This is a genomic window from Exiguobacterium sp. ERU653 (assembly GCF_018617775.1).
GTDB lineage: Bacteria > Bacillota > Bacilli > Exiguobacteriales > Exiguobacteriaceae > Exiguobacterium > Exiguobacterium marinum.
The window spans coordinates 14,649-40,965 of sequence record NZ_JACSKV010000005.1; the positions used below are offsets into that span (position 1 = coordinate 14,649).

Here is a 26,317-nt window from a genome sequence, read left to right on the forward strand (position 1 = left end):
TTAGGTCGCACAGTCCCACTAACTATTGTTTTTCGCACATCGGCTTTATGACACCGTCTTCGAATGAAGTGATGGGTGCGGCTACCGCCACGCGTGACTGAAATTAAAAACCAAAGGAGCTAATCTTATGAATCAACTATCTGAAACGTCTACACAAATCACACGATCTATGCACGACGCATTAGAACAATTCTATCCACAAGCAGTCTACGTGCTTACACGTCGTCGTACGACGCTTCAATTACAGCCTACAAATCGCCATTTTACGTATCATCAATGGATTGATCGCGCCTTAACGGTACGCCCAAATTACGTCGGACACTATATGAACGAGGCGATCCGTCATGTTTGCCCATCGAACAGTTCGGTAACTAAAACACAGTTTACTCATTTGTTCCGAGATTACTTGAATCAGGATCAGACGATTTTTAACTATTTTTCGACTGCGGTGGTTCATCAGATGTTTGTTCAATACAAGTCTTATCTGCAGTCTCTTGTCGATAACGCTCCTCCTGTTGACTACGAAACGGTCTTTCAAGTGGTTGTTCAATACCTTGAACAACCTACTTCTACGCTTCCGCAAACAGTTCTATTCATCCCAGATTACGAAGTGTTGCTCGAGTCACCACAAACGAATCGAAACGCAATTGCGTTTGTTGAGTCATTGATTCAGTGGTATATCGCACATAATCGACCAATTTTCACGTTGTATCGCAGACAACTACGTCATCATCACCAAGGAGGTTTTACGGATTATGAAACAGTCAATCACTTTATCCAAGCACGCCGTCGAGCGATTTAAACAATGGATCGGCAATGAGTTCTCGATATATGAGATGAAGCAATTCATCTATCGAGAACTCATCGATTGGCCCATTTCCTATTCGATTAATGATCGGGACTACTACATTTTGCCCGGCGTAACGTATGTTATGTCTCAATATCGCGTTATCACGTTGTATTTAAACCAATCCACGTGACACGGAGGAAGTGGTGTCATTCATATTGATCTTTGGATTTGGCGATAACCGTTGGTACACTCCAATCAACAATACGATTAGTAATCAGAGTTACGTCTTATTTATGCACTAGATCTTGATCGAAAATCACCATTAATTCGTTTAAAAAGAAGCTGGTAATTCGAAAACAGGTTTCCAACGTATTCCACCTGATAAAGATACACTTAAGTTATACATCGTTTGTAAATATTTAATGCGCGCGTCAGTAGAAGCACCGGTTTGATTAAGTAAGGTTTCGCGTAGGGGGTAATGACTTTCGATGAAAAATTCGTTTCTTCGATGAAGCCGCTCTAAATATTCAAGAGAAGGGATGCGTGCAAATTTTCCATTATCTCCTCGGTTACAGCTTTGGCATGCTAACACTAAGTTCCAAACGCCATTCAAATTTTCTTCAAATTCGGGATTTAAAGTATGAGGATAGAAGGATTAGAACCAGAACCATTGCAATTTTCCACACTACTGGACTGTCAGAAGTGGATAGCGAACTGTTTTGAACCTCTTCTGTTTGAATTGGCTGTCTTTCACCTTTTTCTTCGGGACTTCCGATTTGATTTTGTAAGCTATCTTCAGTCTTTTCAGCTTCTTTGACGACAAATGTATAGACCCCTTCAACGGGGTGTCCATCAAAGCCGATGATATTCCAGACCACTTGATATTCTCCGGAAGTCAAAATTGAGTTCAGTTGGAGCACCATCTGGTCATCTGAGTAACTGAGGCGGCCTTCGAAATCTTGATTTGTCGAGGTGTTGGTCACTTTGATTGCTTTTCCAGCCTCTATCTCGGTGCTAAAATGAAGAACTAGGCGATCCAGAGGTTCGACGATTGATTCATTTGCGGGTGTAGAGCTTTCAAGTGTTGTATGGGCTGAAACGCCGATAGTTCCAGCTAAAAACATTGTAAGCAAGATATATGTACTAATGAGATACTTCATGTCTCAACTCCTAAATGAGATAGATTTGAAAACTAACTTTGACTTACATATTCGGAAATACTAATATATAAGTATTGTCATATTAGATTTCACTAATATAAAAATGAAGGAGAGGCAAAACTTTATGAAATCTGTTCTCGAGGATTTTGAATTGAAGGCTCGTGTCATACATGGATTTTCAAATAAAACAAGATTGCAAATTCTTGAAACGATTCGGGACGGTGAAAAGACCGTTACGCAAATCGTTGAGACGGTTGAAGGGAACCAGTCTAATGTTTCACAACATCTTGCGTGTTTGAGAGGATGCGGTTTGATTATAAAACGTGTCCAAGGCAAGTATGTTTATTACTCGCTACGAAATGAAACTGTACGTGAGCTGCTTCAGCTCTTCGAAAAATTGACGATTGAAGTTGGAAACGAACCTGCCTGTTGCGAACATCATATGGGGGAGGTGTGACATCATGAGCGACTCGTGTTGTAAGTCGAATGAGACTTCAAACCAGCTAGAGACAATAAGTCATGACAATCCATCGACGTGTTGCGGTTCTCCTGCAGATGACGTGAAACAATCAGGCGAAAAAGTGGGATGTTGTTCTACCCCTATGCAAAACGATGAAGTGCCTCGAGAAGTCGTTTCGGCATCTGATTCGACCTATGTCTATCGGGTAGAGGGGATGGACTGCCCGTCCTGTGCGGTCACACTGCAAAAAGGCATCCTTTCCTTACAGCCTCATTACGAAGACGTTTCTGTCAGTTATGGAACAGCTAGCTTGAAGATTGAAAGCTCTATCGAACCTGATTTGAGAAAATTAAAGTCGGCAGTGAGCAACCATGGATTCAATCTGATCTTACCTACCGAGGATGATCAAAAAGACACGTATATCGTCACAGGTATGGATTGTAGTAGTTGCGCGGCGACAATCGAGAAACATTTCAGCGGGTTGATAGACGTACATGACATCTCCGTTCACTTCTCTCGTGGGGAGATGGAAATCAATCATGACTTGGGTCTGGGCAAGGTTCAGACGGAGTTGCGGAAAATCGGGTTTGATGGACACCTGAAAGATGAGCCGAACACGGTAACCAAGAAATCGACCACGGGCCATCTTTTGCTGATTGCCGGGCTACTCATCGGGTCAGGGATGATTTCACAATACCTAGGCGCAAACGAGCTATTCATCAATGTGTTGTACGCCGTTGCTTTGGCTCTGAGTGGTGGCAAGGCGTTCAGGAGTGCAATCTTTGCGGTCCGCGCGAAATCTTTGGACATGAACGTACTGATGAGTGTCGCAGCGATTGGAGCCGCTTTGATTGGTGAATGGTTAGAAGGCGCGACGGTCGTATTCTTATTCGCGATTGGAAACCTTCTTCAGGCGCGCTCCTTGGATAAGACACGAGATTCGATCAAACAGCTCGTTCAACTTGCCCCGAAAGAGGCGACTGTTTTGACCGACGGAGGTCCAGTCTTGAAATCAGTCGAATCCGTTCAAGTGGGTGAACGCATCTTGGTCCGACCGGGAGATCAGTTCGCGCTTGATGGGACGGTCGTGACGGGTCAGTCGAGTGTCAATCAAGCCCCGATCACAGGCGAGTCCGTTCCTGTCGACAAATGGGCAGGTGAAAAAGTGTTTGCTGGGACGATGAACATTGACGGTGCGCTCGAGGTTTTCGTAGACAAATCATACAAGGATACGACGCTATCGACGATCATATCGATGGTGGAAGAAGCACAGGACAGGAAAGCGCCAAGCGAGGAGTTCATCGATCGCTTCTCGAAAGTCTATACGCCAATCGTCTTCGTGCTAGCATTGATCTTAATGGTGATCCCGCCACTACTTCAATTGGGTACGTGGGGAGAATGGTTTTATAAAGGATTGGAATTGATTGTCATTGCTTGTCCTTGCGCGCTTGTCATCTCGACACCGGTTGCGATTGTCACCGCAATCGGGAATGCGGCAAGAAATGGGGTATTGCTCAAAGGTGGGGTTTACCTTGAGAAGGCGGCTGGTCTCCAGGCCATCGCATTCGATAAGACGGGCACGTTGACGAGAGGAAAACCATCCGTACAAAAATTTATATCGTTAGCAAATGATCGGAATCATGTCTTGCAGATTGCCTATTCAATGGAAAATCAATCGAATCATCCACTCGCCAAGGCAATCGTTGAGTATGCGGAGAATGAGTCCATCACACCACTTCCATTCGAGACGAATCGGAACGAGGTTGGGAATGGGATTATTGGCGAGTACCAGGGTGACAAGTACTTTGTTGGGAGCGTTAAGTGGTTTGAAAAGATGGACTATGACCTGACGTCAGTACGAATTGATGTAAATAGCGCCGAGGACGGGGGAAACACCTTAGTCTTGGTTGGGAATGATGAAGGCATCTTAGGCATGTTCTTACTCAGAGACGAGGTTCGCGAGGAGAGCCAAATCGCCTTGCGCCAACTTAAAGAAAAAAGTGGAATCCAACGACTTGTGATGTTGACCGGGGACAGTCCGGGTGCAGCCGCTCACGTAGCGGAACATCTAGTGATTGATGAGGTTCATGCAGGATTGCTTCCTGAGGAAAAGGTTGATGCGGTCAAAAAATTAAAATCGAATGGTTTTCGAGTGGCCATGGTCGGTGACGGAATCAATGATGCCCCCGCATTCGTCACATCTGACCTGAGTATCGCGATGGGAGGGGCAGGAACAGACACTGCGTTAGAAACGGCCGATGTTGTCCTGATGGCGGACAACCTTGAAAAATTACCGTACACGATTGATCTGAGCAAGGCGACGATGCGGATCATCAAGCAAAACATCACGTTCTCTATTGTGGTTAAAGTGATTGCCATGCTTCTTGTATTTCCTGGATGGTTGACGCTCTGGATGGCCGTCTTGAGTGATACGGGAGCCGCAGTGCTTGTAACATTGAATGCTCTTCTGTTGATGCGTAAGCGAAGTATGAATTAATCAAAGAGGCTGGAATATAACTAACCAATTTTAAAGCTTTTTAATAAAAGGAGGGTCTAGCTACCGTTTTTTTGGTGGTCGGACCCTCTTTTATTTTAGATTTCATCGATAATAAAAATCGTTCGTTTTTTTGACAATATTTTCGTGGTTTTTTTTAGAAACGTGGCATATAATCATATTATAGAACGCTGTTCCGCATTGTGGGATAAAAAAGTTGTGATTCTATTATTTTTTTCTTACTAAATGTAACCGCATTCTTTTTTGGAGAAGTAGCCATAAACTATATAAAAGGGAGATGTAACCAGCATGGAAACTAGATATTCAACGCATCCAACGCAGGCGACCAAATTTAGCACAGAAGAATTGCGAAGCAATTATTTAGTAGAAGACTTATTTGTTTCAGGAGAAATCAAACTAGTTTATTCAATGGAAGATCGAATCATAGTAGGTGGTATTACTCCTGAGAATAAACCACTTTCTCTAAAAGGTGATGAGCACATCAAAGCTACGTATTTTCTTGAAAGAAGAGAAGTAGGGATTTTTAACGTAGGTGGCAAAGGAAAAGTTACCGTCGATGATGATTTTTACGATATGGAAAACAAAGATTGCTTATATGTTGGACTAGGGAAGAAAAAATTGTCATTTGAGAGCGAATCATCTGAAAATCCTGCGAAATATTATGTATTCTCAGCTCCCGCACATAAAGAGTTTCCAGTCCAACACGTGTCGTTTAGTGCAATCAAAGGTGATCGATTAGGAAGCGCAGAGAATGCGAATAAACGAGTCATTCGTCGATTTATTCATGCGGAAGGTATTCAAAGCTGTCAAATTGTCATGGGAATGACTCAATTAGATGCAGGAAGTGTTTGGAATTCTGTTCCCACTCATACACATGATCGAAGAACAGAAGTATATCTGTATATCGATTTAGATGATAATGCCCGTCTATTTCATTTTATGGGAGATCCGCTTGAGACTAGACATTTGATTATGAAAAATGAACAAGCCGTAATTTCACCTCCATGGTCAATTCACTGTGGCTCAGCAACTAGCAACTACGCATTTGTTTGGGGAATGGCAGGCGATAATAAGGACATTAGTGATGCGATTTCAGTCGATTTGAAGGAAATGAAATAAAAATTGAGCGACTCAAAAATTAATAGAGCAAAGGACGTGTCGAGATGATTACAGGTAAATTGACAGATTTGAAATCAAATGAAATGTTAGGTGAGAGAGTACAAAAAGTACTATCTGTTTTAAAGGAAATTGATTTTTCTGAGTATTCTCCGGGACGGCATGAGTTAGAAGACGATTCTTTCTTTTTCTTAAATGAATATCAAACGAAGGAAGCGACAGAATGCTTTTGGGAGGCTCACAAGAAATATTGTGATATCCATTTCATTTTAGAGGGTGAAGAGAAGATAGGATATGATCATATTGAATCTCAAAAAGTGACAAAAGCATATGATTCTGAAAAAGATGCCACCTTTTTTGAAGGTGATATGAATTCCATGATTATTTTAAAACCAGGTGATGTAATGATTTGTTTCCCTGAAGATTCACATATGACAGGTGTAGTTTCTCAGCATCCACAAAAGGTTCGGAAGGTTGTATTAAAAGTTCGTAATTGATTTTTTTGAAAGCGTTAACATTAACAATTTCTATCAATGATACCTCCAGTTTTCACTCAAAAAGAAAGGTGTGTAGAAATGAAAATCATGAAAACAATCCAAAAAATCCCGGGAGGATTAATGTTAGTCCCGCTGTTTCTGGGAGCGATTATCCATACGTTTGCACCAACTTCAGGCGAGTACTTTGGATCATTCACGAATGGACTAATGACGGGAACTGTGCCGATTTTAGCAGTATGGTTTTTCTGTATGGGTACGGGCATTAATATCAAGGCGACAGGAACGGTATTAAGAAAATCAGGGACACTCGTTTTAACAAAAATTGCGGTTGCGTGGATAGTTGCGATTATTGCTTCAGCATATATTCCTGTAGATGGAATTCAAACAGGTATTTTTGCAGGATTCTCCGTACTGGCCTTGATTGCAGCGATGGACATGACAAATGGTGGTTTGTATGCTTCAATTATGCAACAATACGGTACTAAAGAAGAAGCTGGCGCGTTCGTATTGATGTCGATTGAATCAGGCCCTTTGGTTACTATGCTTATACTTGGATCAACTGGTTTGGCAGCTTTTGAACCACATGTTTTTGTAGGTGCAGTGTTACCATTCCTGTTAGGATTTTTACTTGGGAATTTAGATAGTGATTTGCGAGATTTCTTTAGTAGAGCTTCACATGTGATGATTCCTTTCTTCGGATTCGCATTAGGTAACGCAATTGATTTGAAAGTAATTCTTGAAACTGGCCTCGGAGGAGTTATTTTGGGAGTGTTGGTAATCATCGTGACCGGTATTCCATTGATTCTAGCCGATAAATTTATTGGTGGGGGAAATGGGACAGCAGGTCTTGCTGCTTCAAGTACAGCAGGAGCAGCTGTTGCGAACCCTATGATCATTGCGACAATGAAGCCGGAATTTCTACCTGTCGCCCAATCAGCCACTGCTTTAGTAGCTGCATCAGTTATTGTGACTTCGATTTTAGTACCTATTCTGACAGCCTATTGGGCAAAATACATGAAAAATAAAGATAGAAATAATGATAAAAATAATAATATTGAGAAAGACCTTCAAGAAGTTTTATAATTGAGGCATTTAGCTAAATTCAAATCAAAAAATGTCTTTTGTAAAGGAGAAACATATATGAGTAAAATAATCACCATAGGCGAGCCGATGGCTCTATTTATTGCTCAAGAAGAAGGTCCTCTAGAAAACGTGACTCAATTTGAACGTTCTGTAGCTGGAGCCGAAATTAATTTTTCGATTGGTATGTCTCGTTTAGGACACCAAACCACCTATATCACAAAATTAGGGAAAGATCCATTCGGGAAGACCATTGAGAATTTTTTAGTGGAAAACTCTATTGATATTAGTTATGTCACTTATGAAGAAAATCATTTAACTGGCATGCAATGGAAACAGAAAGTTGAAAAACTTGATCCTGAAGTGTTTTCTGCACGAAAAAACTCTGCTGCATCAACAATGGACGTAGATACAATTGAGAAAATTGATTGGGATGGTGTTGAACACGTTCACGTTACGGGCATCCCCCCAGCGTTGTCTAGAGGATGTAGAAATATGGTTTTCAAATTAATGAATGAGGCAAGAAAGAGAAAAGTTCGAATTTCATTTGATCCAAACTTACGCCCCGGACTATGGAATGAAGAAAGTGAAATGGTGCAAGTGATTAATGAACTTGCTTCGTTAGCAGATATCGTTTTTCCCGGTGTGGCAGAAGGAGAGATTCTAACAGGAAGTGAAGATCTTCAAGACATCGTGGTATTTTATCATAATCTAGGTGTGGAAACAGTAGTCGTTAAATTGGGCGAAAAGGGTGCATTCACTAGTACTGAAGGAGCTCAATTTTTCACAAGTGGTTTTGCTGTCGAGCAAGTAGTTGATACTGTTGGGGCAGGTGACGGATTTGCCGTTGGTGTAGTGAGTGGTATTTTAGAGAATTTACCACTAGAAGATGCAGTACTCCGCGGGACCGCGATTGGAGCATTGGTAGTCACGTCTTCTGGAGATAACGAAGGGTTGCCTGACCGTCATGAATTACAAAAGTTTATAAGCTCACAAATGATTAACCCATCTGTTTAGTAATCTTCATTATTGATTAATAAAGGGGGACTTTTTTAGACGGCCCCCTTTATTTTCTCTTAATGAGAAGTATCTATCAAGACTCCGTATAGCCTAAATTTCTTGAAATTTCGAGGCTTGTTTTTTTCATTTCAGTAATCAGTGTAGAATTTATAACTTCCATCGTGATGCGATTACTCGGTCCTGACACACTAAAGCTAGCAACTATTTCGCCTTTGAAATTATAGATAGGGGCAGCAATACATCGAATTCCTTCCTCGTTCTCAATATTGTCGAGTGCATATTTTTGATTTTTGACTTTCGTGATTTCATCACGCAAAGCTTGTGCTGTCGTGATTGTATTGGGTGTCCGAGGAATAAAATTTATTTTTTCGATATTTTCCTCGAAAAGATCAGTTTCCATTCCAGAAAGAAGAACTTTTCCGACTGCGGTACAATACATCGGACCACGGCTTCCAATTCGAGAAAACATACGAATGATTTGATTACTTTCGATTTTATCAATGTAAATGACTTCGCCCCGATCTTCGATACACAAATGGACGGTTTCGTTTATGCTTTTAGACAATTTCTGTATGAAGGGTTTTGCGGCATTAATGATTTCGTTATTATTCAAAATGTTCCTTGATAAGAAAAGAATTTGCATCCCGAGTTTATATTGGCTTGTCTCAGGGTTTTTTGTAATGTAGTTCATACTAGATAACGTTGTTAATAATCTGTGAATCGTACTTTTCGATAGGTCTAGATGCTCAGTCAATTGAGAAATTTTGAGACCCTCAGGGTACTCTGATAGTTTGTTTAAGATAGTAAGAGCTCGTTCTAATGATTGAACGTTCGACATAGTTTTAACCTCTTTAAATTTTATATTTTATTAAATGATACGATGAGAACTTCGTTTTGTAAAACTTAATATATAAATATTGTAATCACATTAAAAGTGAGGGGAAAGTAATGAAAAAATTAAAAGTTTTGAATAATATTATTGATTGTGGCGTCGTGGCAGTTGTAAGAGCAGATTCTAGAGAGAAAGCCATTAAAATTTCAGATGCCTGTATAGCAGGTGGAATCAAGAGTATCGAGGTTACCTTTACCATTGAAAATGCAGAAACTGTCATCATGGAACTGCATAACAAGTATAAAGATGATGCCAGTGTTGTCATTGGGGCCGGAACAGTTCTCGATTCAGCTACAGCTAGAATCGCTATCCTTGCAGGCGCACAATTTATAGTAGGTCCGTGTTTTGATAAAGATACTGCAAGACTGTGCAATGTGTATCAAATTCCATATATGCCTGGATGTATGACGGTGACGGAAATGAAGTGCGCTCTCGAAGCGGGTGTAGATATCGTTAAATTATTCCCTGGAAACAATTTCGGTCCTGACTTCATTAAAGCTGTGAAAGCACCGCTTCCTCAAGTAAATATAATGCCTACAGGAGGAGTGAATTTAGAGAATGTAAAAGAATGGATCAAAAACGGATCGATAGCTGTTGGGGTAGGGGGAAATCTAGTTACACCAGCGGAAACTGACAACTATGAGTTGGTCACCGAATATGCTGAACAGTATGTTGAAAAAGTACGTGAAGCAAGAGACGAACTTAGTAAATGAATTGAAGACAAATATGTCTAGAACTAAATCAAACGGCTTGGATCCTTAACTTAAAAGGGCCCGAGCCGTTTGATTGTATTAAAGCACCTCGTCAAATGTGTGCTTTATCATAATGTAAAAGTGCAATCGTTCCAATTGATATCGGGACGATCGCACTTTATCTTTTGTATTTTGGATAGCGTAAAGTTTTACAGAACTCTTCAAATGATTGAAGAAAATTTTGGTGAACCATTTAAAGTGTAAGTTCCAACTGTCTTTTTTATGAAATGACTTAACAGTAGTTAACTCATTTCATAAATTTTAATGATCTCTTGCTTAGTAATAGGTCTTGGTCCTGTCGTAGTGTTCGGTTCGCTTCCTGGGAACATTCTTACTACGTCATCAGCCATTTTTTCAAATTGATCAGCAGGAATATTGACGTCAGCAAGTGTTAGATACGAACCAGTGGATTTTAGCCATTCGACTACTTTTACAGAAAGCATCTTAGCTGCTTTAATATCATCCTCTTCAACGACATCGAAACATCTTCTAGCTAGCTTGGCCCATCTTGAAGGCATAGTTTCTGCCATTAATTCAAGATAAGGAGGAATAATAATAGTCATACCTCTTGCATGTGGTAAATCATAAATAGCGCTCAAAGGCATTTCAATTGAATGCATTGGGATAGAACCTAAGCGACCGAGTGCTTGAAAACCAGACCAACCAAAGATAGAACACAAAGCAATTTGACCTCTTACATCCAAATCATTAGGATTCTCAATTACTTTATCAAAATTTTCTTTTAATGTTAAAATCATGCCTTCAGTTGCTCTATCTGCAAATTCTGATTCTGCTTGGCTCGACAAATAATGTTCAATTAAATGAGAAAATATATCAACACAACTATCTTTTGTGATTGATAATGGGACAGAAGTTAACAAGGCTGGATCAACTATAGCAACTTTTGGATATCTATACGGAGATCTAGAAAAACTCTTCTCATTTGTTTCTGAGTTAGTCAAAACACCACCTGCATTACACTCAGAGCCAGAAGCTGAAATTGTTGGGATTGAAATTATTGGGTATGCACCCGTGTACTCTCTAGGGACTCGATCACCTAATACTACATAATCCCACGATTTCCCACCTGAAAAACTAGTTGCTGCAATATATTTTGAACCATCGATTACGCTTCCCCCGCCTAACGCAATAACTAGGTCACAATTCTCGGCTTTAAAAGTTTCAATTGCTTTATCAATCGTTTGGGCACGTGGGTTGGGTTCGATTCCGGTAAACGTTATGAATTCAACGCCTGCCTCGTTTAAAGAAGATTCGACTTTGTCAATAATCGGATCTAAAAATCCTCCCTTCTCGTATGTAGCAATCATAGCTTTTTTCCCGTGCATTTTAGCTATCTTACCAATCTCAGAAATTCTACCTTCGCCATAAACTAATTCTGTAGGGAAATTCCAATTAAAGTTATCCATTCTAATTCTCCTTTTCCTCTTAAATTATTGTGATATTCTATATATTAAAAAGTTAACAACACCTTAGTTTAGAGTGATTTACTAATTAACATTTTTGCACTCAAATCTCATGTGTTAACTTGTTTAACCAAGATAAAGCCCAAATAGTACTTAATTTTATAAAATATTATATTTTAGAAATAAAAAAGACGGATATATTGTCTTTTTAATCAATGGTACAAGAATAAAATTAAATAGTTCCACTATGCGGAACTACGTTCCGCATTTAAATTATATCTCTTTTGCTTATTAAAATCTATACAAAGTTTGTTAATGTAATACGTTTTAAGTTTTGCAATGAATGCATTTTTTCGATCAAAAATCGGACGTGATTTGAATGATTGAATTTGAGGGGGATACATTAAAAGAGATTTTTGAGACCACTGGTGTTTTGAAGAGCACCTTTGAAAGATGAGACTTCAGATTTAAGTCAGAAGGGGAGAGGTATTCTTACAATTTTGTTCATGGAAACTTTATGCGAGAGAACTGAAGATGGCGTCGCTCGTGACTGAGTTAATGAGCTCACGTTGATGGAGGCAGTTTCCAAATATTAATTCAGTCATTATTCCGTTCTCTATCACTAGATCAATAAGTATATTGGTCATAGCGAATTAACGGATTTGAGAACAGAGACGGGCTGATGTATGACAAAAGGAAGAAAGACCTCGGGTGAGGAAGGGGATCCATTTGAGCTCACCTCGGTCTCGATACATTATCATCATAATCCCTCTCTTTAAAAAAACGAACGTTCGTTCCTGTTTTATACCCATTTCTTCTTTTTTTGAACAGCCTTTTTCGTGATTGGTTGATCCGTGCGTCCTGTTTCCGTACTCTAGCTCGCTGGTCATCGGTGCAAGGGACGTCAAAAAAATGACGCGCCCTCCGGCCCGTCTTCCTTCGCTTCAGGCTCAAAGCAAGGCTTTTCGCTCGTTGGCTACGGAAGCCAGGTCCTATGTGCGCTCTACGCATTTTTTTTGAGGCTCTCCCTCCGGTCGCCCTTGCACCGTCTCCCGACGCTCGCAACGAATCCGTCAACAGGACGCACAACGGTGTTCGTTCTGAGGACAGCTTATCCGAAAGGGGACAAACTATCATGGAACTATCCGCCATCATCGAGGTCATCCGTATCAAACAAGAGGTTCGCGAGGAAATGGTCGCCCTCGAGCACGTCATCATCCACTCTCCGGAAAGCGCCAGCCAAATCGGCGCATCATTCATCGGGGATGATGACCGTGAAGTGTTCCTTGTCATTATGCTCAACACGAAGAACCGGGTCATCGGCGTCCACCGGGCGCACGTCGGGAGCGTCAACTCGAGCGTCGTGCACCCACGGGAAGTCTTCAAATGCGCCATCTTGAACAACGCTTCGTGCCTCATCGTTTGTCATCAGCATCCGAGCGGTGACCCGACCCCGAGCCGGGAGGACATCCTCGTCTCCGAACGGTTACATGAAGCGGGGGACCTCATCGGCATCCCGGTGCTCGACCATCTCATCCTCGGTGTGGACGAGTCGTACGTCAGCATGAAACAGCGAGGTTACATGGGTTGAATGGAAAGGAGCGGGGCCGGGGGACCGGTCCTGGTCCGTCCGGCAAGGGCAAGGAGGAAAAACATACGTTTTTCTTTGACGGGTTCGGCGACTCGCGCTGCTCTCACCTGGATCCAGAATTCGGATCCGGGAAAAGGAATGTTTTCGCGTGGCGAAAACAAATGATTTGGTGAGAAGTCAAAGGCATAAAGAAATCACGTTGCTCTGTTTTTTCATAAATGTGTATTTGCGATGTTTGTATTAATGAAAAATGAGTGCTTGTTTGGTGAAAATGGTCGTTTTTCCTACGTAAGCCCTGGGCTTGTTTCAAACAAGCCCAGGGCTTATATGAAATAAGCCGAGATGTCGAGTGGTCAGATTCAAGGTATCGTTGAGCTATCAACAGGAGAGGATGATTCAAATGAATCACACATTGGACCAACAAACGATTGAAGAGATGAAAGAGGTATTGCTTAGAAGACTTCCTGAACGGATGGACATCGACCCTGAGGCATTCGAGTTGGTGAGCATGGATATCCTTTGTGAGGTGAAAGAAGGGGAACGATTGAAACAGATGACAGTCTTCTTTAATACGAACACGTTGCAAGTACATAATTGATTGTTTCAAAATGTATACATATATACTTGTAGATTTGTATACGTGTATACATTTTCATTTTTCTTGAGAGTCTTTGAACGAGGCGTGAATCACATAAGTATCGGGAATCAATCTATAAAAACTGAAAGGAATGAGACGTGATGGACGAGCGGCTACTTAATGACTATGCGTTCGATGGATTAGATCCGTTCGTCCGGACCGTGTTCTCTGAATTGATGGCGCGTCCCGATCAAGAGCGTATATCTATATGGGACATGGGTGGTGGCCGATAGAGAGGTCAGTTTCGTCGTTTCGGAGCTATCCAAGGGTATATTCGAATATGAAGTGATGCATGTCCATTGGCTCATCAAGTATCGGTTCGAGGATTGGGGAGTCTCTGAGGACGGGGCATGGGAGAAGGAATGGTGATCCGGGCTCATGCGTGAGCGTCTAACGCCTTAGGGCGAAGTCGCTCATCGCACCGCTGCCCCCTGACGGACCGATAACAAGAGCTGCTGGCTCATAAGCCGCATCTCTATGTTCCTGGCCTTTTCTAACGGGAGACACGGAGCGTAAGAGCAACGTCAAAACCAAGAGCTTGGGCGCGTCTCACGCCACGCAAGGAAAACCATTCGGTCGAATGGTGTTTTTGTTTGGTATCCGTTCAGTAAATTGTGAACGATTCGAAATTGATTAAAGAATCAGCTCAATTTAATACAATGTTCATGGTATTTTTTAATAAAATCATCATTGTATTAAAGGAGGTCTATTATGTATACGATTGACGAGGCATTTGAGATCTTATCGAAGAACAAGCTCACGACTCATAAAGAGACGGTCCGCAACTGGGTACGGAAAGGCGTGATCCAGGCAGAACCGCTCGAGTCGCGTAAAAAAGGCTATCGGATCAGTGAGGAGGCGCTCGAACAGTTCATCAAAGAACGGATGCCTGAAGGATGGGAGCTGTATCCGGAGTCAGTGACAGGGGGTTCTCGGGATGTCGTCAAGAATGAAGAAGAGGCTCTATATCACGTCGAAGTCGATGTAGAAGCGATTAAAGAGCGAGCCCGCGAGGAGATGTGGTACGAGCTTCTCGGCAAATTCGTCTTTGAGGACTACTTTGTCCTGAAGAAATCAGAAGTCAATGCTGCTGTCGAGCATATGCGGTATTCGAAAGAGTTCGGAGCCGAGGTGTGGGCACGTTGCTCGAAGTATACTTGGGGTTATGCGAGACCACGAGTCCCATACCTGCTCGGTTATTTTATGTTCGAAGGGGAGCGGATTCCCTTCAACAAAGATTTCGCGGGGAGAAATGAACAAATTATTCATGCGTTGATTGAGAAGATTCGACTTGATCGGGTGAAGGGGAAACATGGATGCATGTAGAAGGAGCCTCTCTATCCATAAGAGAAGCTCCTTTTCACTTGACCCATCTAAGAGGTCAGGTCATTTGTATCGGTTAATGCCGCTTAAGGCATGATATTTCCTTCAGCTGGGATTGGATGATCTTTCAACATCTTCGCGAAATGGTAGAGATTATATGCCAGGAAACGCCCATTCTTTTTAGTGAACGCATTTTCGCGACCGGCATCTAGATAAGAGGCTCCTGGTCCCGCCTCTCCGACCCAGTACGCGTCTACATTCGGTGGGACGGTGAAACCGATATGGGAGAGCCCATAAAGTACCGATGCGCAAGCGTGTTTGGCCCCGTCTTCGTTCCCTGTGACGACAACGCCACCGACTTTGTTGTAGTAGATGGCCTGACCGTGTTCATTTTTCAGCCCGCTTCCACCGTACAAGCGTTCAATGACTTGAGTCGCGATGCTACTTTTCTCTCCAAGCCAAAGCGGTGTGCCTATGATGAGGATGTCAGATTCTTTCACCTTTTTAAAAATCTGTGGCCATTCGTCCCCGTCCCCTTCATCCTCGGTGACACCGAATGAAACGTTGTAGTCTGCGACGCGAACGATTTCAGAATCAACCCCTAGCTTTTCGAAGTGGGGGATGATGTCTTTCATAAGACCCTCCGTATGAGAAATCGTGTCTCCACCTTTCAACGAACAGTTCAAAAATAGTGCTTTCATGTAACATTCCTCCCTCGTAATGTTTGACACGCTTCAACATTTTCACTGTTTCTTTTCATTAGAAGTCATGAAATGAGATATGTACGATGATGATGTTTGGCAGAATGAATCACAGGAACCTTCTTCGCTTTTAGAATACGCATCTCAAGACTACACGGTCATGTACCCGAACTTCTCACGGATGTAACCTCTCTAAGCGACATTGTATTCATCGCACACCCTATATTGCTCATATTGCTCAGACGCATCGTAACAGAGGAGTGGAAAAATAGATGTGAGCGCGCTTACATTTATATTTTGACAAAACGGGTAATCTAATGTGAAAGAAAAAATCTTGATTCTCTGAAAAGGAAGTGAAGCGTCTTGTCTATTTCAACCCAACAACACCTGAGCGAAAAATTCCATTTGGTACGTGGTGCTACGATGGGCTTGGTGTCAAAATTGGAGATTGAAGATTTCATGATCCAGGCCACTTCGTTCGTCAGCCCGACGAAGTGGCACTTGGCGCATACGACATGGTTCTTTGAACAGTTCATCTTGAAAGAACATATCGAAGGTTACATACCGTTTGATTCAACGTTCTTTTATCTGTTCAACTCTTATTATGAATCGGTCGGAGAGCCTCATCCACAGGCGAAACGAGGCAATATTTCGAGACCTACCGTTTCCCAGACGCTGGCCTATCGTCGCCATGTCGATGATGAGATGGATGCATTTTTCAAGAATGACAAGATGTCAGAAGACGTCCTGGAGTTGATCGAGATGGGATTGCAGCATGAGCAACAACACCAGGAACTCATCCTGATGGATATTCTTTATAACTTTTCGTTTAACCCGCTTCGTCCTATCTTTAATCAGAGGAGCAATCGGGAAGGGGGCATGGCGCCTCGATTAGAGTTTCATACGTTCGAAGGCGGGATGGCTGAAGTCGGACATGATGGAGTGGGATTCTCTTTTGACAATGAGCGTCCGCGGCATAAGACCTACATGCATCCGTTTAGATTGGCCAATCGTCCAGTGACAAATGCAGAATACATTTCATTCATCGAAGACGAAGGATATCAAAAAGCAGAATATTGGTTGTCTGATGGATGGAGTTTTGTGAAAGACAATAAAATTGAGGCACCGGGCTATTGGCAACGAGACGGAGAGACCTGGTGTACGTTCACGCTAAACGGATTGATGCCGATAGACCCTAGCGCACCGGTCTGTCATGTGAGCTTTTATGAAGCTGATGCTTATGCAAGATGGGCGGGATATCGCCTCCCGACCGAGCAAGAGTGGGAAGTGGCACTTGGTGCGCTTCCGCTAGAAGGAAACTTTATGGAAGATGGCTATTTCCATCCCGACTCTCAGTATAAGGATGAAACATTCATGAAAGCCTTCGGTGACGTGTGGGAATGGACGCAAAGTCCTTATATGTCGTATCCCCGAAGCAAACCCCTTGATGGCGCACTTGGTGAGTACAACGCAAAATTCATGTCGAATCAGATTGTACTAAGGGGAGGGGCCTGCGTCACGCCACGCACCCATATTCGGGCGTCGTATCGGAATTTCTTCTATCCCCACATGCGTTGGCAGTTTAGTGGTATCCGATTGGCGGACAACGTATGAGTCGCTATCATGATGAGACCACCATGCAAGGGAAGGCGTCAGCGAAAGATCTAGTCATGGGGTTGATGAAGACACCTAAAACCATCTCATCCAAGTTTTTATATGACGAAACAGGGTCGCGTCTCTTCGAAGACATCACGACACTTCCCGAGTATTATCAGACACGGACAGAAACAGCAATCCTGACATCCTCGACAGACATCCTTCGACTCTACTTTGATCGACCGACGACGTTGGTCGAGTTGGGAAGTGGCAGTAGTACCAAAACAAAGATTTTACTCGATGAGATGGATGCGATTCAGGCCTATGTCCCGATTGACATCTCGACGGATTTTTTAAACGAGACATTACGGAGGTTGAGCCTTAAGTATCCAGATGTCACGATGACTGGAGTCAGTGCTGATTATACGAAGTCATTCGAGATTCCGACGTTTGATACGGAACGGACGATTGTGTTTTTCCCAGGCTCAACAATCGGTAACTTTGAACCCGAAGCGGCCATCGAGTTTCTTCGCCATGTCCGGACACGTCTATCAAACGGTGACTTGTTGATCATCGGGGTGGACAGAAAAAAAGAACGGTCAATCATCGAGGCCGCATATAATGACGCGGATGGCGTGACCTCGGCCTTCAATAAAAACTTGCTGACCCGTATCAATCGAGAGTGCGGAAGCCATATTGATGAGACCGCCTTTGAACATATTTCATTCTACAATGAGCAGGAGGGTCGGATCGAGATGCACCTTCAAAGCCTGGTCAATCAGACGATATCGCTCGATGGGGACCTGATCACATTTGCTGAGGGAGAGACGATCCATACAGAGAACTCCTATAAATTCGACTTGAACGACATCGAACGCTTGAGCGAGGAGAGTGGTCTTCGATTAAAACGTGTCATTTCCGACGAACTTACCTATTTCAGTGTCTGTGTCATGGAAGTGGGCCATCAATAAAAGGGGGAAGAGTTATGAGAGGATACGACCTAATCGTCATCGGCACCGGATCGGCAGGGTCCGTTGCCGCTAGAAAGTGCAGACAAGCAGGTTGGAAAGTCGCAATCATCGACGAGATGCCCTATGGAGGGACGTGCGCATTGCGTGGATGTGACCCTAAGAAGGTACTGATCGGCGCAGCTGAACTGACAGATTGGTATCATCGGATGGACGCCTCGGGCATCGATGGGAATGTATCGATTGATTGGAAGGCTTTGGTGACATTCAAACGTTCCTTCACTCTGCCGGTACCGGAAAATCGAGAGCGGGATTTCACAAGGAGAGGGATTGACACATTTTTCGGAAAAGCCGAGTTCGCGAGTGAATCACTCATTCAGGTAGGGGACGAGATGCTTGAAGGGAAACGGATCCTGCTCGCTACAGGGGCTATGCCTACGCGACTAGGGATAAAAGGGGAGGAATTCCTGACTCACAGTGATCGTTTCATGGAAATCGAGGACTTGCCGAAACGAATCGCCTTCGTAGGGGGCGGATATATCTCATTTGAATTTGCTCATCTTGCTGCACGGGCAGGGGCAGAAGTGCATATCTTTCATAAAAGCTCGACCCCGTTAGAACAGTTCGACCCTGATTTGGTCCAACTACTGATCAAGGCATCAGAAGACGTCGGAGTGAACGTCCATTTGGACAAACGTGTCACTTCGATTGAACGAATTGGTGACGAATTCACGCTCGCTACGATTCATGAGGACCAAGAAGAACAATGGATCGCCGATCTTGTCGTACATGGCGCCGGTCGTGAAGCTGCGGCCGACATGGAGCTTGAAAAGGGACACGTGACATGGGAGAAAAGAGGCGTGATTGTCAACGAATATCTTCAGAGCGTCAGCAATCCCCGTGTCTATGCTGCGGGGGATGTTGCGGCCACCGTGTCTCCTCCATTGACTCCGCTCGCTAGTACAGAGTCTCATATTGTGGCGGCGAACTTGTTGAAAGGCAACCACAAGAAACTGGAAGAGGTCATTGCGCCGACAATCGTTTTCACCATCCCGAAGCTCGCCACGGTAGGAATGAGCGAACGCGAAGCAAAGCTTGCCGGGAAAAGCGTGAAGGTCAATTATAAAGAAACGACCGATTGGTATACGTACAAGCGAACGAACGAGAAATCGGCTGCATTCAAAGTCATCATCGATGAAGAGGAAGATGTGATTCTCGGAGCGCATGTTCTCGGGAGTGGAGCAGATGAACTGATCAATATATTTGCAATCGCGATTCGTTTCAAATTGCCGGTTAAAGAAGTCAAACGGATGGTTTTTGCTTATCCGACTTCTGCATCCGATATCGCCTACATGCTTTGAAAAAGAGGTTGATGACCATCATACTGGTCATCAACCTCTTCTCGAAAGATTTGATTGTCAACGCCATTCTAAAATCCCAGTCAAATTCTCGTAGACCGAATCCGGTCGAACGTCCAACGCTTCAATCGGTTTATTATCACGATTGATCCATGCCGTCTGAAAACCGAAATTTTTAGCGCCGGCGATATCCCAACCGTTGGAGGACATGAATAAAACCTCATCCCGTTTCAAGTCCGTCGTCTTGAACCAGTGCATGTATGCGGATGGTGAGGGTTTGAATTGCTTGACACCGTCAATACTGACGAGCTCATCGAACAACGGGCCGAAAGATGCATGCCCGATCAGTTGATCGAGCATCTCATCAGTACCGTTCGACAAGACGACGGTATGTCGATCCTTTAACTGTTTCAGCACATCCTCGACCTCTTCGTACGGTGCTAGCCTCGCGTATGTCGATAGAAGTTCATTCTCAGTTTCAACAGAAGTGGTCACATCTGTCGCCATCAAGGCATAACGTAAGGCATCACGGGTGACGATTGAGAAGTTTTCATAACGTCCTGAAATCTGACGGATGAAGAAGTATTCCAGTTGTTTTGCGCGCCAAACCTGACTGATCTGGTCCCCTTTTCCAGGAAAATGTGTTTCACACTCCGCCTGAACAGAGTGGACATCGAACAATGTGCCATACACATCGAATACAAAAGCTTTTATCAAAAAATCCCCTCCTACAATTCATCTAGGGCTTGATAAACCTTGTCCGCATGGATGGACAGGCGAATCCCCTTCTTGATATACCCGTCTTTCTTCAGATTAGACATGATGATGCTTGTCGTCTCTCGGGTCGTACCGACCATTGCAGCAATATCGGCATGGGTCAGTCTCATGTTGATCGTCTGCCATTCTTTTTGACGTTCTCCGCTCTTCTCACTCAATTTGAGAAGTAGGAATAGGATACGATATTTTACATCGCTCAATGCGATTTTTTCACTGAGTGCATATACTTCTTTGAGTCGTGCAGACAAAATATTGATCAGTTTCAATGCGATTTTAGGATTTTTCTCGATGAACTGTTCAAACTCTTGGATCCCGATGGTGCACAGGTACGTGTCGGTCATCGCTTCTGCATATAGGTCGTCATCGGTCAAGGAGAGTGTCGCTGTTTCCCCGAAAATATTGCCGCTCGTCAAAATATCGACAGTGAACTGTTTACCATGCTGATTCATGCGATAGAGCCGAACCTGCCCTTCCTTCAATAAAAATAGCGCAGGGATCGGGGCCTCTGGAGAAACGATAAGCGTCCCTCTTTTGACAGGTCGCATCTGACTCATCTCGTCGATGACTTTCAATTCATTCATTGGTAGCTCATCGAATAAGCTGATGTGTGAGAGTAACATCAATTTGTCCATTTGTTACGCCTCTCTCTCATGTAATTTGTCTTACTGTCTTTTATGATTGTAAACGATATGATGAAAAAAAGGGGGAAGGCCTCATGATCCGACTGTATACAATCGATGGTTGTTCGCGCTGTCACCGTGTCAGACTGCGAGTGAATGAATTAGCGATTCCTTTCACTGAGAAAAATCTATTCGAGGATCATCGTCATATCGAGGAACTGATTGAATTGAATCGAGAACTTGTGACCCCGACACTCGTGAACCGGGATAAGGTTTTCACAGGTGAGGCGTTATGGGACGAACTTGATCGGCTAGTGGCGGAAACGAACAAAAGGGAGTGATCACTCCCTTTTTTCATGATGTGACATATGTGGCTAGGAACTCTGTGACTTGACCTGGGGTCTTTGCGTTCGCGCTATGCAGGTGCCCGATTTTTTCACCGTTTTTATAAACGAGGAGGCTTGGAATACCCATTACTTGTTCACGATCGGACAGCGTAGGTAGTTCGTCCTTGTTGAGAGTGTGTAATGGGACATCACCTAACGTCGAGTTGACATCTGGCATAAAGGCGTCAAGGCGTCTACAGTCAGGGCACCAGTTCGTATAAAATTTGATGATTGTATACTCATTCGACGAAATGAGCTGGTTGAATTGCTGTTCGGTTGTGATATTCATTTCTCTTCCTCCATTAGCGGACCGCTGCTTTAGGTGCGGTTTTTTTCTCAGTTCGAAACTTGAAGACAATCGCTAAGATGAATGAGAAGAACAGGTGTGTGGCAAGACTCATCAATTGCTCTGGTGCGAGAGCGATTGCAAGATTTGTACCCATTCCCATCATGAGCGGCATGATGACAAGTGGACCCACGATCCAGATACCAATCCCGAATAAGACCGCCAGAGTCCAAATATTCGGGATGACCAAATGTCCCAAACCGAATGTGACACCAAAGATGACACTAATCATCATATGGATCAGCCAACCTACAACGAGACTCTCGCTTCCGACCATCCCGGCAATCGCCCCAATCATCCCCATCATCTGCATCAATAAACCAAATAAGATTCCTCCAACGATTCCGCCGATCACACCGTTGACCACGTTGCGCTTCATCTTTCTCACTCCTTTTATGTTGATATCGTTAGCGTACCTTAAACTGATTCTTGATTCTGTAACCAACCTTACAATTAAGTGAGTGGCGCCTCAAAGCGCCGTCACTCACTTAATTTGAAATTCTTTTTGATGTATTGAATGATTTTTCGAAGTTCGGTCGCAGTAGGACGTCCAAAGGGACTCGTCTGGATTTGTTGATATAAAAGGCGTCCGTGCTTGTCGATGAGGAAATAAGCAGGTTCACCATGTTCGCCATGATCGTTATATGGCGCATCAGGACCGTGATACTTGACTCCGTAATCCATCAACGTCCGAAGCGAATCTTCATGTAGGACCGGGAAACTAAGCGTGTGCTCGTCGACCATTTTGTTCAAGTCTTCGGTTCGGTCAGTTGAAATCGTAACGAGTCGGACACCTTTCTTCTGAAAGTATCCTAGTTGGCTCTCCAAATCTTTCAAGTCTTGCACACAGACCGAGCACCAAGAACCACGGAAAAAGATGATTAAATGCCAATCATCACTTTGAGACATTGACTCGTTCAATGAGAATGTGCCTCCGGTTACTTGTGAGAGATTTATTTCTGGGACCCTATCTAACAACTCAAGATTTTTTGTCATTATGAAGCACTCCTTCACATAAGTAGATTGTATTTAAAAACATATATAGCACATTTACAAATCTAAAGAAGTAAGCCAGGTCACATGTTTCGCTTCATGTTATATTGTTTCGATTGAGACCCGTTGTGTAAGCTAGATTACACTCTCGAACTTTTTAATTGAAGTGGGAATTATCAACATGATAAGGTACGGTCAATATCAAGCGTTTGGTATTGATTTAAATCAAAGTTTAGGAGTGATTGATCATGGTAGAACAAATCAAAGCTGTATCTAAAGGGATGTATACGGAAGGAAATTCTCATAATCATAAGGTGATCATCGACGAACCACAGAACATGGGTGGGACAGACCAAGGTGCCAATCCGTTAGCAACACTATTGATTTCGTTGACAGGGTGTGAGAATGCAATCGCCAACTTTGTGGCCAAAGAAATCAACTTCGATTTAAAAGGGATTGAGTTCGAAGTACGAGGTGATATCGACCCGAGAGGGATGATGGGGGACGAAACGGTCCGACCATATTTCAAAAAGATCACTGTAGATGCAAAAGTGAGCACGAGTGAAACGGACGCACGTGTCCAAGAACTACAAAAAATAGTAGATGCTCGTTGCCCAATCTACACCACTATGGTGGCAGCAGATGTTGAGATGGTCGCTAATTGGTCAAAGGCCTAAATGAACGTAAGGGAGACTTCGCGAAGGAGTCTCCCTTTTTCATGGATAAATCGTTTTTAGGACGTCACAAATGCCGTTCAATAAGGGGCGCTGATCTTTTAGAAAATAGACTTTTTTCATCCTCAAGGAGTGTGTTATGCCAATGTTCTTCAAGAGCCTCCAGAGTCGGCTTCTCTAATCGATTGTTCTTTTCCAAGTCATGTAATGGATGTACAGTTTTTTCAGGATCAAAGTGACCGCTAATCAATGGCTGATTGGGTAACGCTAGCGTATAAGCGACAAGCGTTTCGTCATTGAAGTCATGACTATTCGCGATACCGAACTGTTGAAACTCGAATCCTTTACCATGAATATACATGAGCGGCTCATCGACACGATCCACCTTCAGGTTCGTCTCGAGAGCCGCTTTTACGTTAAGATAGGATTCCACTTCTTCAGGAAACACACTCTGTACGGCGTGCACCCGTTCGTAGAGTGTGAGGTCGGTGTCTTTCCATCCCATACGCCGATCTAGTTGCTCGATATACTCGAGTGGACTCTGTTCTTTCTCTTGCTCTAACGTATGCATCTTCTCCAAGTGTGACTCGATATGGTCGAGGAAAGTCGCAGACGTCTGGTGAACCTCCTGCAACAATTTTTCCTTGTCTAGGAGTTCCTTGTCTTTCGTCCAACAAGCCAGATAGTTTACTAATTTTATAACAGTAAAGATTGAGAATGAAATATAAACAATGAATAATTAAGAAAGTTCATGCCTATTTCTCCATCTCAACTTAAATAAACTTTAAATTAATCAATAGTCATATTTAAGGTTACTTGAAGCATGAACAATTTTTCCTCTTATCAAAAAAATACTAGGTTGTAAAAGGAGTACTTATTTAATACTTTAAATATGTAAAAAAAATCAAAAAAAGGAGGTGAATTAACAAATATAGTTTAATTCAGAAAATAGAAAAGGGGAGATTGATTTGACTAAACTATCTAGGTCGTTCTTCAAAGGGGAAAAATTTAAACTGATAATGTTACTTACCATGATTTTGGTACTGCTCTCAAATCCAAATTCTATCTCGGCTTCATCTAATTTAGAGGAAGACTGTGGATGTGGTAGCGAAGGAGTTAACCTTGAGTATACCGAAATTCAAGGTAAAGAAAAAAGAGTAGCATTAACAGGTTTAGAAGAGAGTTCGATTTTTGAAAAAAATGTGGACCATAAATCTATTAACTTTAAAAAAAGCAAAGTGCTGAATCTAGGGAAAAATGACTATGCAAATGGAGATGTTCTTCAAATTACGACGCTATTTGAGAACTCGAAGAGAGAATTAAATTATGATCTTTTAACAGCACACATTGAAAAAGATAGCAAAAAAATCTTGAAACTTACTTACGTTAAGGTGAACACAGATACAGTCATGTACAAAGACTTTGATGAGAATGGGACATTAATGATTCATCAAGAGTTTAATACCACAGATTTTCTCAATGGAAACTTAGAGAACGGAACAACATATTATAGTGTATACGAAAACCAAACTAAAGGGTTTGCACCACAAGAAGTTTCAGCTAAAGCTGTTGATACAAGCAGCTATTGGTACAAATTTGCTTGTAGTTTTTCGGGTATCGCCGCTTGTGGAGCTGGATGTGTAGCTTCATTTGCTTCAGGACCTTTTGGAGCAGCACTATATGGTATTTGTACTAATGCTTGTAGTTTATTTTGGGGTACTGCCATTTGTTAACTATGGTTAAGTGTATAGTATTAAAAGAGGTACTTCTTTAGGTCCCTTAAGCTATTGATGAACCAGATTGCATAAAGCGATTTGGTTCATCTTTTTTGTGAATTTCTGATTTTTGAGGCGTTCTGTCCTATAATATTGAAGAAGTGTTATGCAGATTTCCTATTCTAATCTATATATTATCCAGCTTCTTAAAGCAGAGCCCTTAGTATGAGTCAACGAACATATTCAACCTGAGAAGCATTTTCTAGAAAGGTTAGAGGAAATCGAGAAGAGAGGGTTGATCAGCCAAATCCGTTTACAATTGCGGTACACGACCATTGAGACCAATATATCTCTTTACAACCACGATTGCCTAAAACGACTAAATGGCTTAAGCACTGTCGAATACAGGTCTCAAGCCACCTAGACCGATTCTTGCTATTTTTTCCTGTTTACTTAGAGGGAAGCAGTTCAGTTTGGAGCGACTTTTTGCAATCCCTTTTTAATAACTTATTTTAGTGTATAAATTATATGTTTCTTATCTACGAGAAACAATAAAAGCACCCATTCCGCTTATTAACATATACGAGATTACAAAAATCCATAAATAAGAAATTGCAATCTGATCATGTCCCATGTATGAGACCATGCATAATATTATAAAAAGAGCTCCTATAAAAACATTAGCGATAATTGCATAATACTTCCTTATGTTATTTATCGTTCGTTCATCGACTTCAGGTGTTTGATCCTTTTTTGATCTTACATAGAAAAAATTAATCAGGAAAAGAAAGATAAATCCTGTTATAGCTCCTGAAATCGAAGCCCAATCTAACCCTTCAGTGAAGTATATTCCGAAAAGCATACCAATCAAACCACTAGCTGCTCCTATAGCGATAATCCAAGAATTATGTTTTTTCTTTTTCATT

At 42.5% G+C, this 26,317-nt stretch carries 30 protein-coding genes; 19 read left to right on the top strand and 11 right to left on the bottom strand.

The genetic code is table 11. From position 1 onward, the window contains the following. Positions 1–127: 127 nt before the first annotated feature. Together KNO95_RS13240 and KNO95_RS13245 are read left to right on the top strand one after the other, a co-directional pair. Positions 128–802 carry a hypothetical protein gene (locus KNO95_RS13240; RefSeq protein WP_214879276.1) on the top strand — a complete coding sequence of 225 codons (675 nt, stop codon included), beginning with the start codon at positions 128–130 and terminating at the stop codon, positions 800–802. Beyond that, entirely contained in the window at positions 756–980 is a 225-nt protein-coding gene (locus KNO95_RS13245; RefSeq protein ID WP_214879279.1) for a hypothetical protein, read from the top strand. Before KNO95_RS13240 ends, KNO95_RS13245 begins: the two co-directional genes overlap by 47 nt. Positions 981–1,410: 430 nt before the next feature. Here the strand turns inward: KNO95_RS13245 and KNO95_RS13250 are convergent, their stop codons facing one another. Continuing rightward, positions 1,411–1,950, bottom strand: a complete 540-nt coding sequence (locus KNO95_RS13250) for a copper resistance CopC family protein (RefSeq protein WP_214879280.1) — start codon at positions 1,948–1,950, stop codon at positions 1,411–1,413. A gap of 124 nt (positions 1,951–2,074) precedes the next feature. Here KNO95_RS13250 and KNO95_RS13255 point away from each other — a divergent pair, with 124 nt between their 5' ends. From KNO95_RS13255 to KNO95_RS13280, 6 genes are all read left to right on the top strand, one after another. Then, the gene (locus KNO95_RS13255; protein WP_214879282.1) at positions 2,075–2,407 is read left to right on the top strand and encodes an ArsR/SmtB family transcription factor; all 333 of its coding nucleotides are present in this window, start codon (positions 2,075–2,077) and stop codon (positions 2,405–2,407) included. Between the two features lie 4 nt (positions 2,408–2,411). Then, positions 2,412–4,907: a heavy metal translocating P-type ATPase gene (locus KNO95_RS13260; protein ID WP_214879284.1), complete on the top strand. Its 2,496-nt coding sequence runs from the start codon at positions 2,412–2,414 to the stop codon at positions 4,905–4,907. A gap of 306 nt (positions 4,908–5,213) precedes the next feature. Continuing rightward, positions 5,214–6,044: a 5-dehydro-4-deoxy-D-glucuronate isomerase gene (gene kduI / locus KNO95_RS13265; RefSeq protein WP_214879285.1), complete on the top strand. Its 831-nt coding sequence runs from the start codon at positions 5,214–5,216 to the stop codon at positions 6,042–6,044. A 44-nt stretch (positions 6,045–6,088) separates the two neighbouring features. Beyond that, positions 6,089–6,538, top strand: coding sequence for a NanQ anomerase/TabA/YiaL family protein (locus tag KNO95_RS13270; protein WP_214879288.1), 450 nt, complete (start codon positions 6,089–6,091; stop codon positions 6,536–6,538). A gap of 78 nt (positions 6,539–6,616) precedes the next feature. Then, positions 6,617–7,621, top strand: a complete 1,005-nt coding sequence (gene kdgT, locus KNO95_RS13275; protein ID WP_214699739.1) for a 2-keto-3-deoxygluconate transporter — start codon at positions 6,617–6,619, stop codon at positions 7,619–7,621. 57 nt (positions 7,622–7,678) lie between these two features. Further along, positions 7,679–8,635, top strand: a complete 957-nt coding sequence (locus KNO95_RS13280; RefSeq protein WP_214879290.1) for a sugar kinase — start codon at positions 7,679–7,681, stop codon at positions 8,633–8,635. Positions 8,636–8,711: 76 nt separating this feature from the next. On the opposite strand, the gene KNO95_RS13285 is transcribed toward KNO95_RS13280, so the two are convergent. Further along, positions 8,712–9,476: an IclR family transcriptional regulator gene (locus KNO95_RS13285; RefSeq protein ID WP_214879292.1), complete on the bottom strand. Its 765-nt coding sequence runs from the start codon at positions 9,474–9,476 to the stop codon at positions 8,712–8,714. A 110-nt stretch (positions 9,477–9,586) separates the two neighbouring features. On the opposite strand from KNO95_RS13285, the gene KNO95_RS13290 reads away from it, so the two are divergent. Further along, the gene (locus KNO95_RS13290) at positions 9,587–10,243 is read left to right on the top strand and encodes a bifunctional 4-hydroxy-2-oxoglutarate aldolase/2-dehydro-3-deoxy-phosphogluconate aldolase (protein ID WP_214879294.1); all 657 of its coding nucleotides are present in this window, start codon (positions 9,587–9,589) and stop codon (positions 10,241–10,243) included. 281 nt (positions 10,244–10,524) lie between these two features. Here KNO95_RS13290 and KNO95_RS13295 read toward each other — a convergent pair whose 3' ends face one another. Then, on the bottom strand, positions 10,525–11,709 hold the full coding sequence (locus tag KNO95_RS13295) for an iron-containing alcohol dehydrogenase (RefSeq protein WP_214879296.1): 1,185 nt from the start codon (positions 11,707–11,709) through the stop codon (positions 10,525–10,527). A 1,132-nt stretch (positions 11,710–12,841) separates the two neighbouring features. Here KNO95_RS13295 and KNO95_RS13300 point away from each other — a divergent pair. From KNO95_RS13300 to KNO95_RS13310, 4 genes are all read left to right on the top strand, one after another. Further along, positions 12,842–13,297: a JAB domain-containing protein gene (locus KNO95_RS13300; RefSeq protein ID WP_214879298.1), complete on the top strand. Its 456-nt coding sequence runs from the start codon at positions 12,842–12,844 to the stop codon at positions 13,295–13,297. Between the two features lie 400 nt (positions 13,298–13,697). After that, positions 13,698–13,895: a hypothetical protein gene (locus tag KNO95_RS13305; protein WP_214704260.1), complete on the top strand. Its 198-nt coding sequence runs from the start codon at positions 13,698–13,700 to the stop codon at positions 13,893–13,895. 140 nt (positions 13,896–14,035) lie between these two features. Continuing rightward, the gene (locus KNO95_RS14510) at positions 14,036–14,167 is read left to right on the top strand and encodes a hypothetical protein (protein ID WP_285800850.1); all 132 of its coding nucleotides are present in this window, start codon (positions 14,036–14,038) and stop codon (positions 14,165–14,167) included. A gap of 478 nt (positions 14,168–14,645) precedes the next feature. Continuing rightward, positions 14,646–15,260, top strand: coding sequence for a helix-turn-helix domain-containing protein (locus KNO95_RS13310; protein WP_214879300.1), 615 nt, complete (start codon positions 14,646–14,648; stop codon positions 15,258–15,260). Between the two features lie 83 nt (positions 15,261–15,343). Here KNO95_RS13310 and KNO95_RS13315 read toward each other — a convergent pair whose 3' ends face one another. Further along, positions 15,344–15,958 carry a flavodoxin family protein gene (locus KNO95_RS13315; protein ID WP_214879302.1) on the bottom strand — a complete coding sequence of 205 codons (615 nt, stop codon included), beginning with the start codon at positions 15,956–15,958 and terminating at the stop codon, positions 15,344–15,346. 363 nt (positions 15,959–16,321) lie between these two features. Here KNO95_RS13315 and egtB point away from each other — a divergent pair, with 363 nt between their 5' ends. The 3 genes from egtB to KNO95_RS13330 are packed head-to-tail and all read left to right on the top strand — an operon-like array spanning position 16,322 to position 19,883. Then, entirely contained in the window at positions 16,322–17,572 is a 1,251-nt protein-coding gene (egtB, locus tag KNO95_RS13320) for an ergothioneine biosynthesis protein EgtB (RefSeq protein ID WP_251128384.1), read from the top strand. After that, positions 17,569–18,525 carry an L-histidine N(alpha)-methyltransferase gene (egtD, locus tag KNO95_RS13325; protein WP_214879304.1) on the top strand — a complete coding sequence of 319 codons (957 nt, stop codon included), beginning with the start codon at positions 17,569–17,571 and terminating at the stop codon, positions 18,523–18,525. Before egtB ends, egtD begins: the two co-directional genes overlap by 4 nt. A gap of 14 nt (positions 18,526–18,539) precedes the next feature. After that, positions 18,540–19,883: a dihydrolipoyl dehydrogenase family protein gene (locus tag KNO95_RS13330; protein WP_214879306.1), complete on the top strand. Its 1,344-nt coding sequence runs from the start codon at positions 18,540–18,542 to the stop codon at positions 19,881–19,883. A 57-nt stretch (positions 19,884–19,940) separates the two neighbouring features. Here the strand turns inward: KNO95_RS13330 and KNO95_RS13335 are convergent, their stop codons facing one another. Together KNO95_RS13335 and KNO95_RS13340 are read right to left on the bottom strand one after the other, a co-directional pair. Beyond that, a complete protein-coding gene (locus tag KNO95_RS13335; RefSeq protein WP_214879308.1) occupies positions 19,941–20,597 on the bottom strand; it encodes a haloacid dehalogenase type II in 657 nt (218 codons plus the stop codon). 11 nt (positions 20,598–20,608) lie between these two features. After that, positions 20,609–21,289: a Crp/Fnr family transcriptional regulator gene (locus tag KNO95_RS13340; RefSeq protein WP_214879310.1), complete on the bottom strand. Its 681-nt coding sequence runs from the start codon at positions 21,287–21,289 to the stop codon at positions 20,609–20,611. 83 nt (positions 21,290–21,372) lie between these two features. Between KNO95_RS13340 and KNO95_RS13345 the strand changes: the two genes are divergently transcribed. Further along, positions 21,373–21,618 (top strand): glutaredoxin family protein, encoded by a 246-nt coding sequence (locus KNO95_RS13345; protein ID WP_214879312.1) that lies wholly within the window; start codon positions 21,373–21,375, stop codon positions 21,616–21,618. Positions 21,619–21,631: 13 nt separating this feature from the next. Here KNO95_RS13345 and KNO95_RS13350 read toward each other — a convergent pair whose 3' ends face one another. The 3 genes from KNO95_RS13350 to KNO95_RS13360 all read right to left on the bottom strand — a co-directional run bounded on the left by KNO95_RS13350 (position 21,632) and on the right by KNO95_RS13360 (position 23,005). Beyond that, positions 21,632–21,952: a thioredoxin family protein gene (locus KNO95_RS13350; protein ID WP_214879314.1), complete on the bottom strand. Its 321-nt coding sequence runs from the start codon at positions 21,950–21,952 to the stop codon at positions 21,632–21,634. A 13-nt stretch (positions 21,953–21,965) separates the two neighbouring features. Continuing rightward, positions 21,966–22,388 (bottom strand): DUF1440 domain-containing protein, encoded by a 423-nt coding sequence (locus KNO95_RS13355; protein WP_214879316.1) that lies wholly within the window; start codon positions 22,386–22,388, stop codon positions 21,966–21,968. 101 nt (positions 22,389–22,489) lie between these two features. Next, positions 22,490–23,005: a peroxiredoxin family protein gene (locus tag KNO95_RS13360; RefSeq protein WP_214879317.1), complete on the bottom strand. Its 516-nt coding sequence runs from the start codon at positions 23,003–23,005 to the stop codon at positions 22,490–22,492. 245 nt (positions 23,006–23,250) lie between these two features. Here KNO95_RS13360 and KNO95_RS13365 point away from each other — a divergent pair, with 245 nt between their 5' ends. Further along, the gene (locus KNO95_RS13365) at positions 23,251–23,679 is read left to right on the top strand and encodes an OsmC family protein (protein ID WP_214879320.1); all 429 of its coding nucleotides are present in this window, start codon (positions 23,251–23,253) and stop codon (positions 23,677–23,679) included. A gap of 64 nt (positions 23,680–23,743) precedes the next feature. Here KNO95_RS13365 and KNO95_RS13370 read toward each other — a convergent pair whose 3' ends face one another. Then, positions 23,744–24,310, bottom strand: coding sequence for a hypothetical protein (locus KNO95_RS13370; protein ID WP_214879322.1), 567 nt, complete (start codon positions 24,308–24,310; stop codon positions 23,744–23,746). Between the two features lie 334 nt (positions 24,311–24,644). On the opposite strand from KNO95_RS13370, the gene KNO95_RS13375 reads away from it, so the two are divergent. Continuing rightward, positions 24,645–25,409, top strand: a complete 765-nt coding sequence (locus KNO95_RS13375) for a putative immunity/bacteriocin fusion bifunctional protein (RefSeq protein ID WP_214879325.1) — start codon at positions 24,645–24,647, stop codon at positions 25,407–25,409. A 517-nt stretch (positions 25,410–25,926) separates the two neighbouring features. Here KNO95_RS13375 and KNO95_RS13380 read toward each other — a convergent pair. Next, positions 25,927–26,316, bottom strand: a complete 390-nt coding sequence (locus KNO95_RS13380; RefSeq protein ID WP_214879327.1) for a hypothetical protein — start codon at positions 26,314–26,316, stop codon at positions 25,927–25,929. Position 26,317 lies beyond the last annotated feature (1 nt).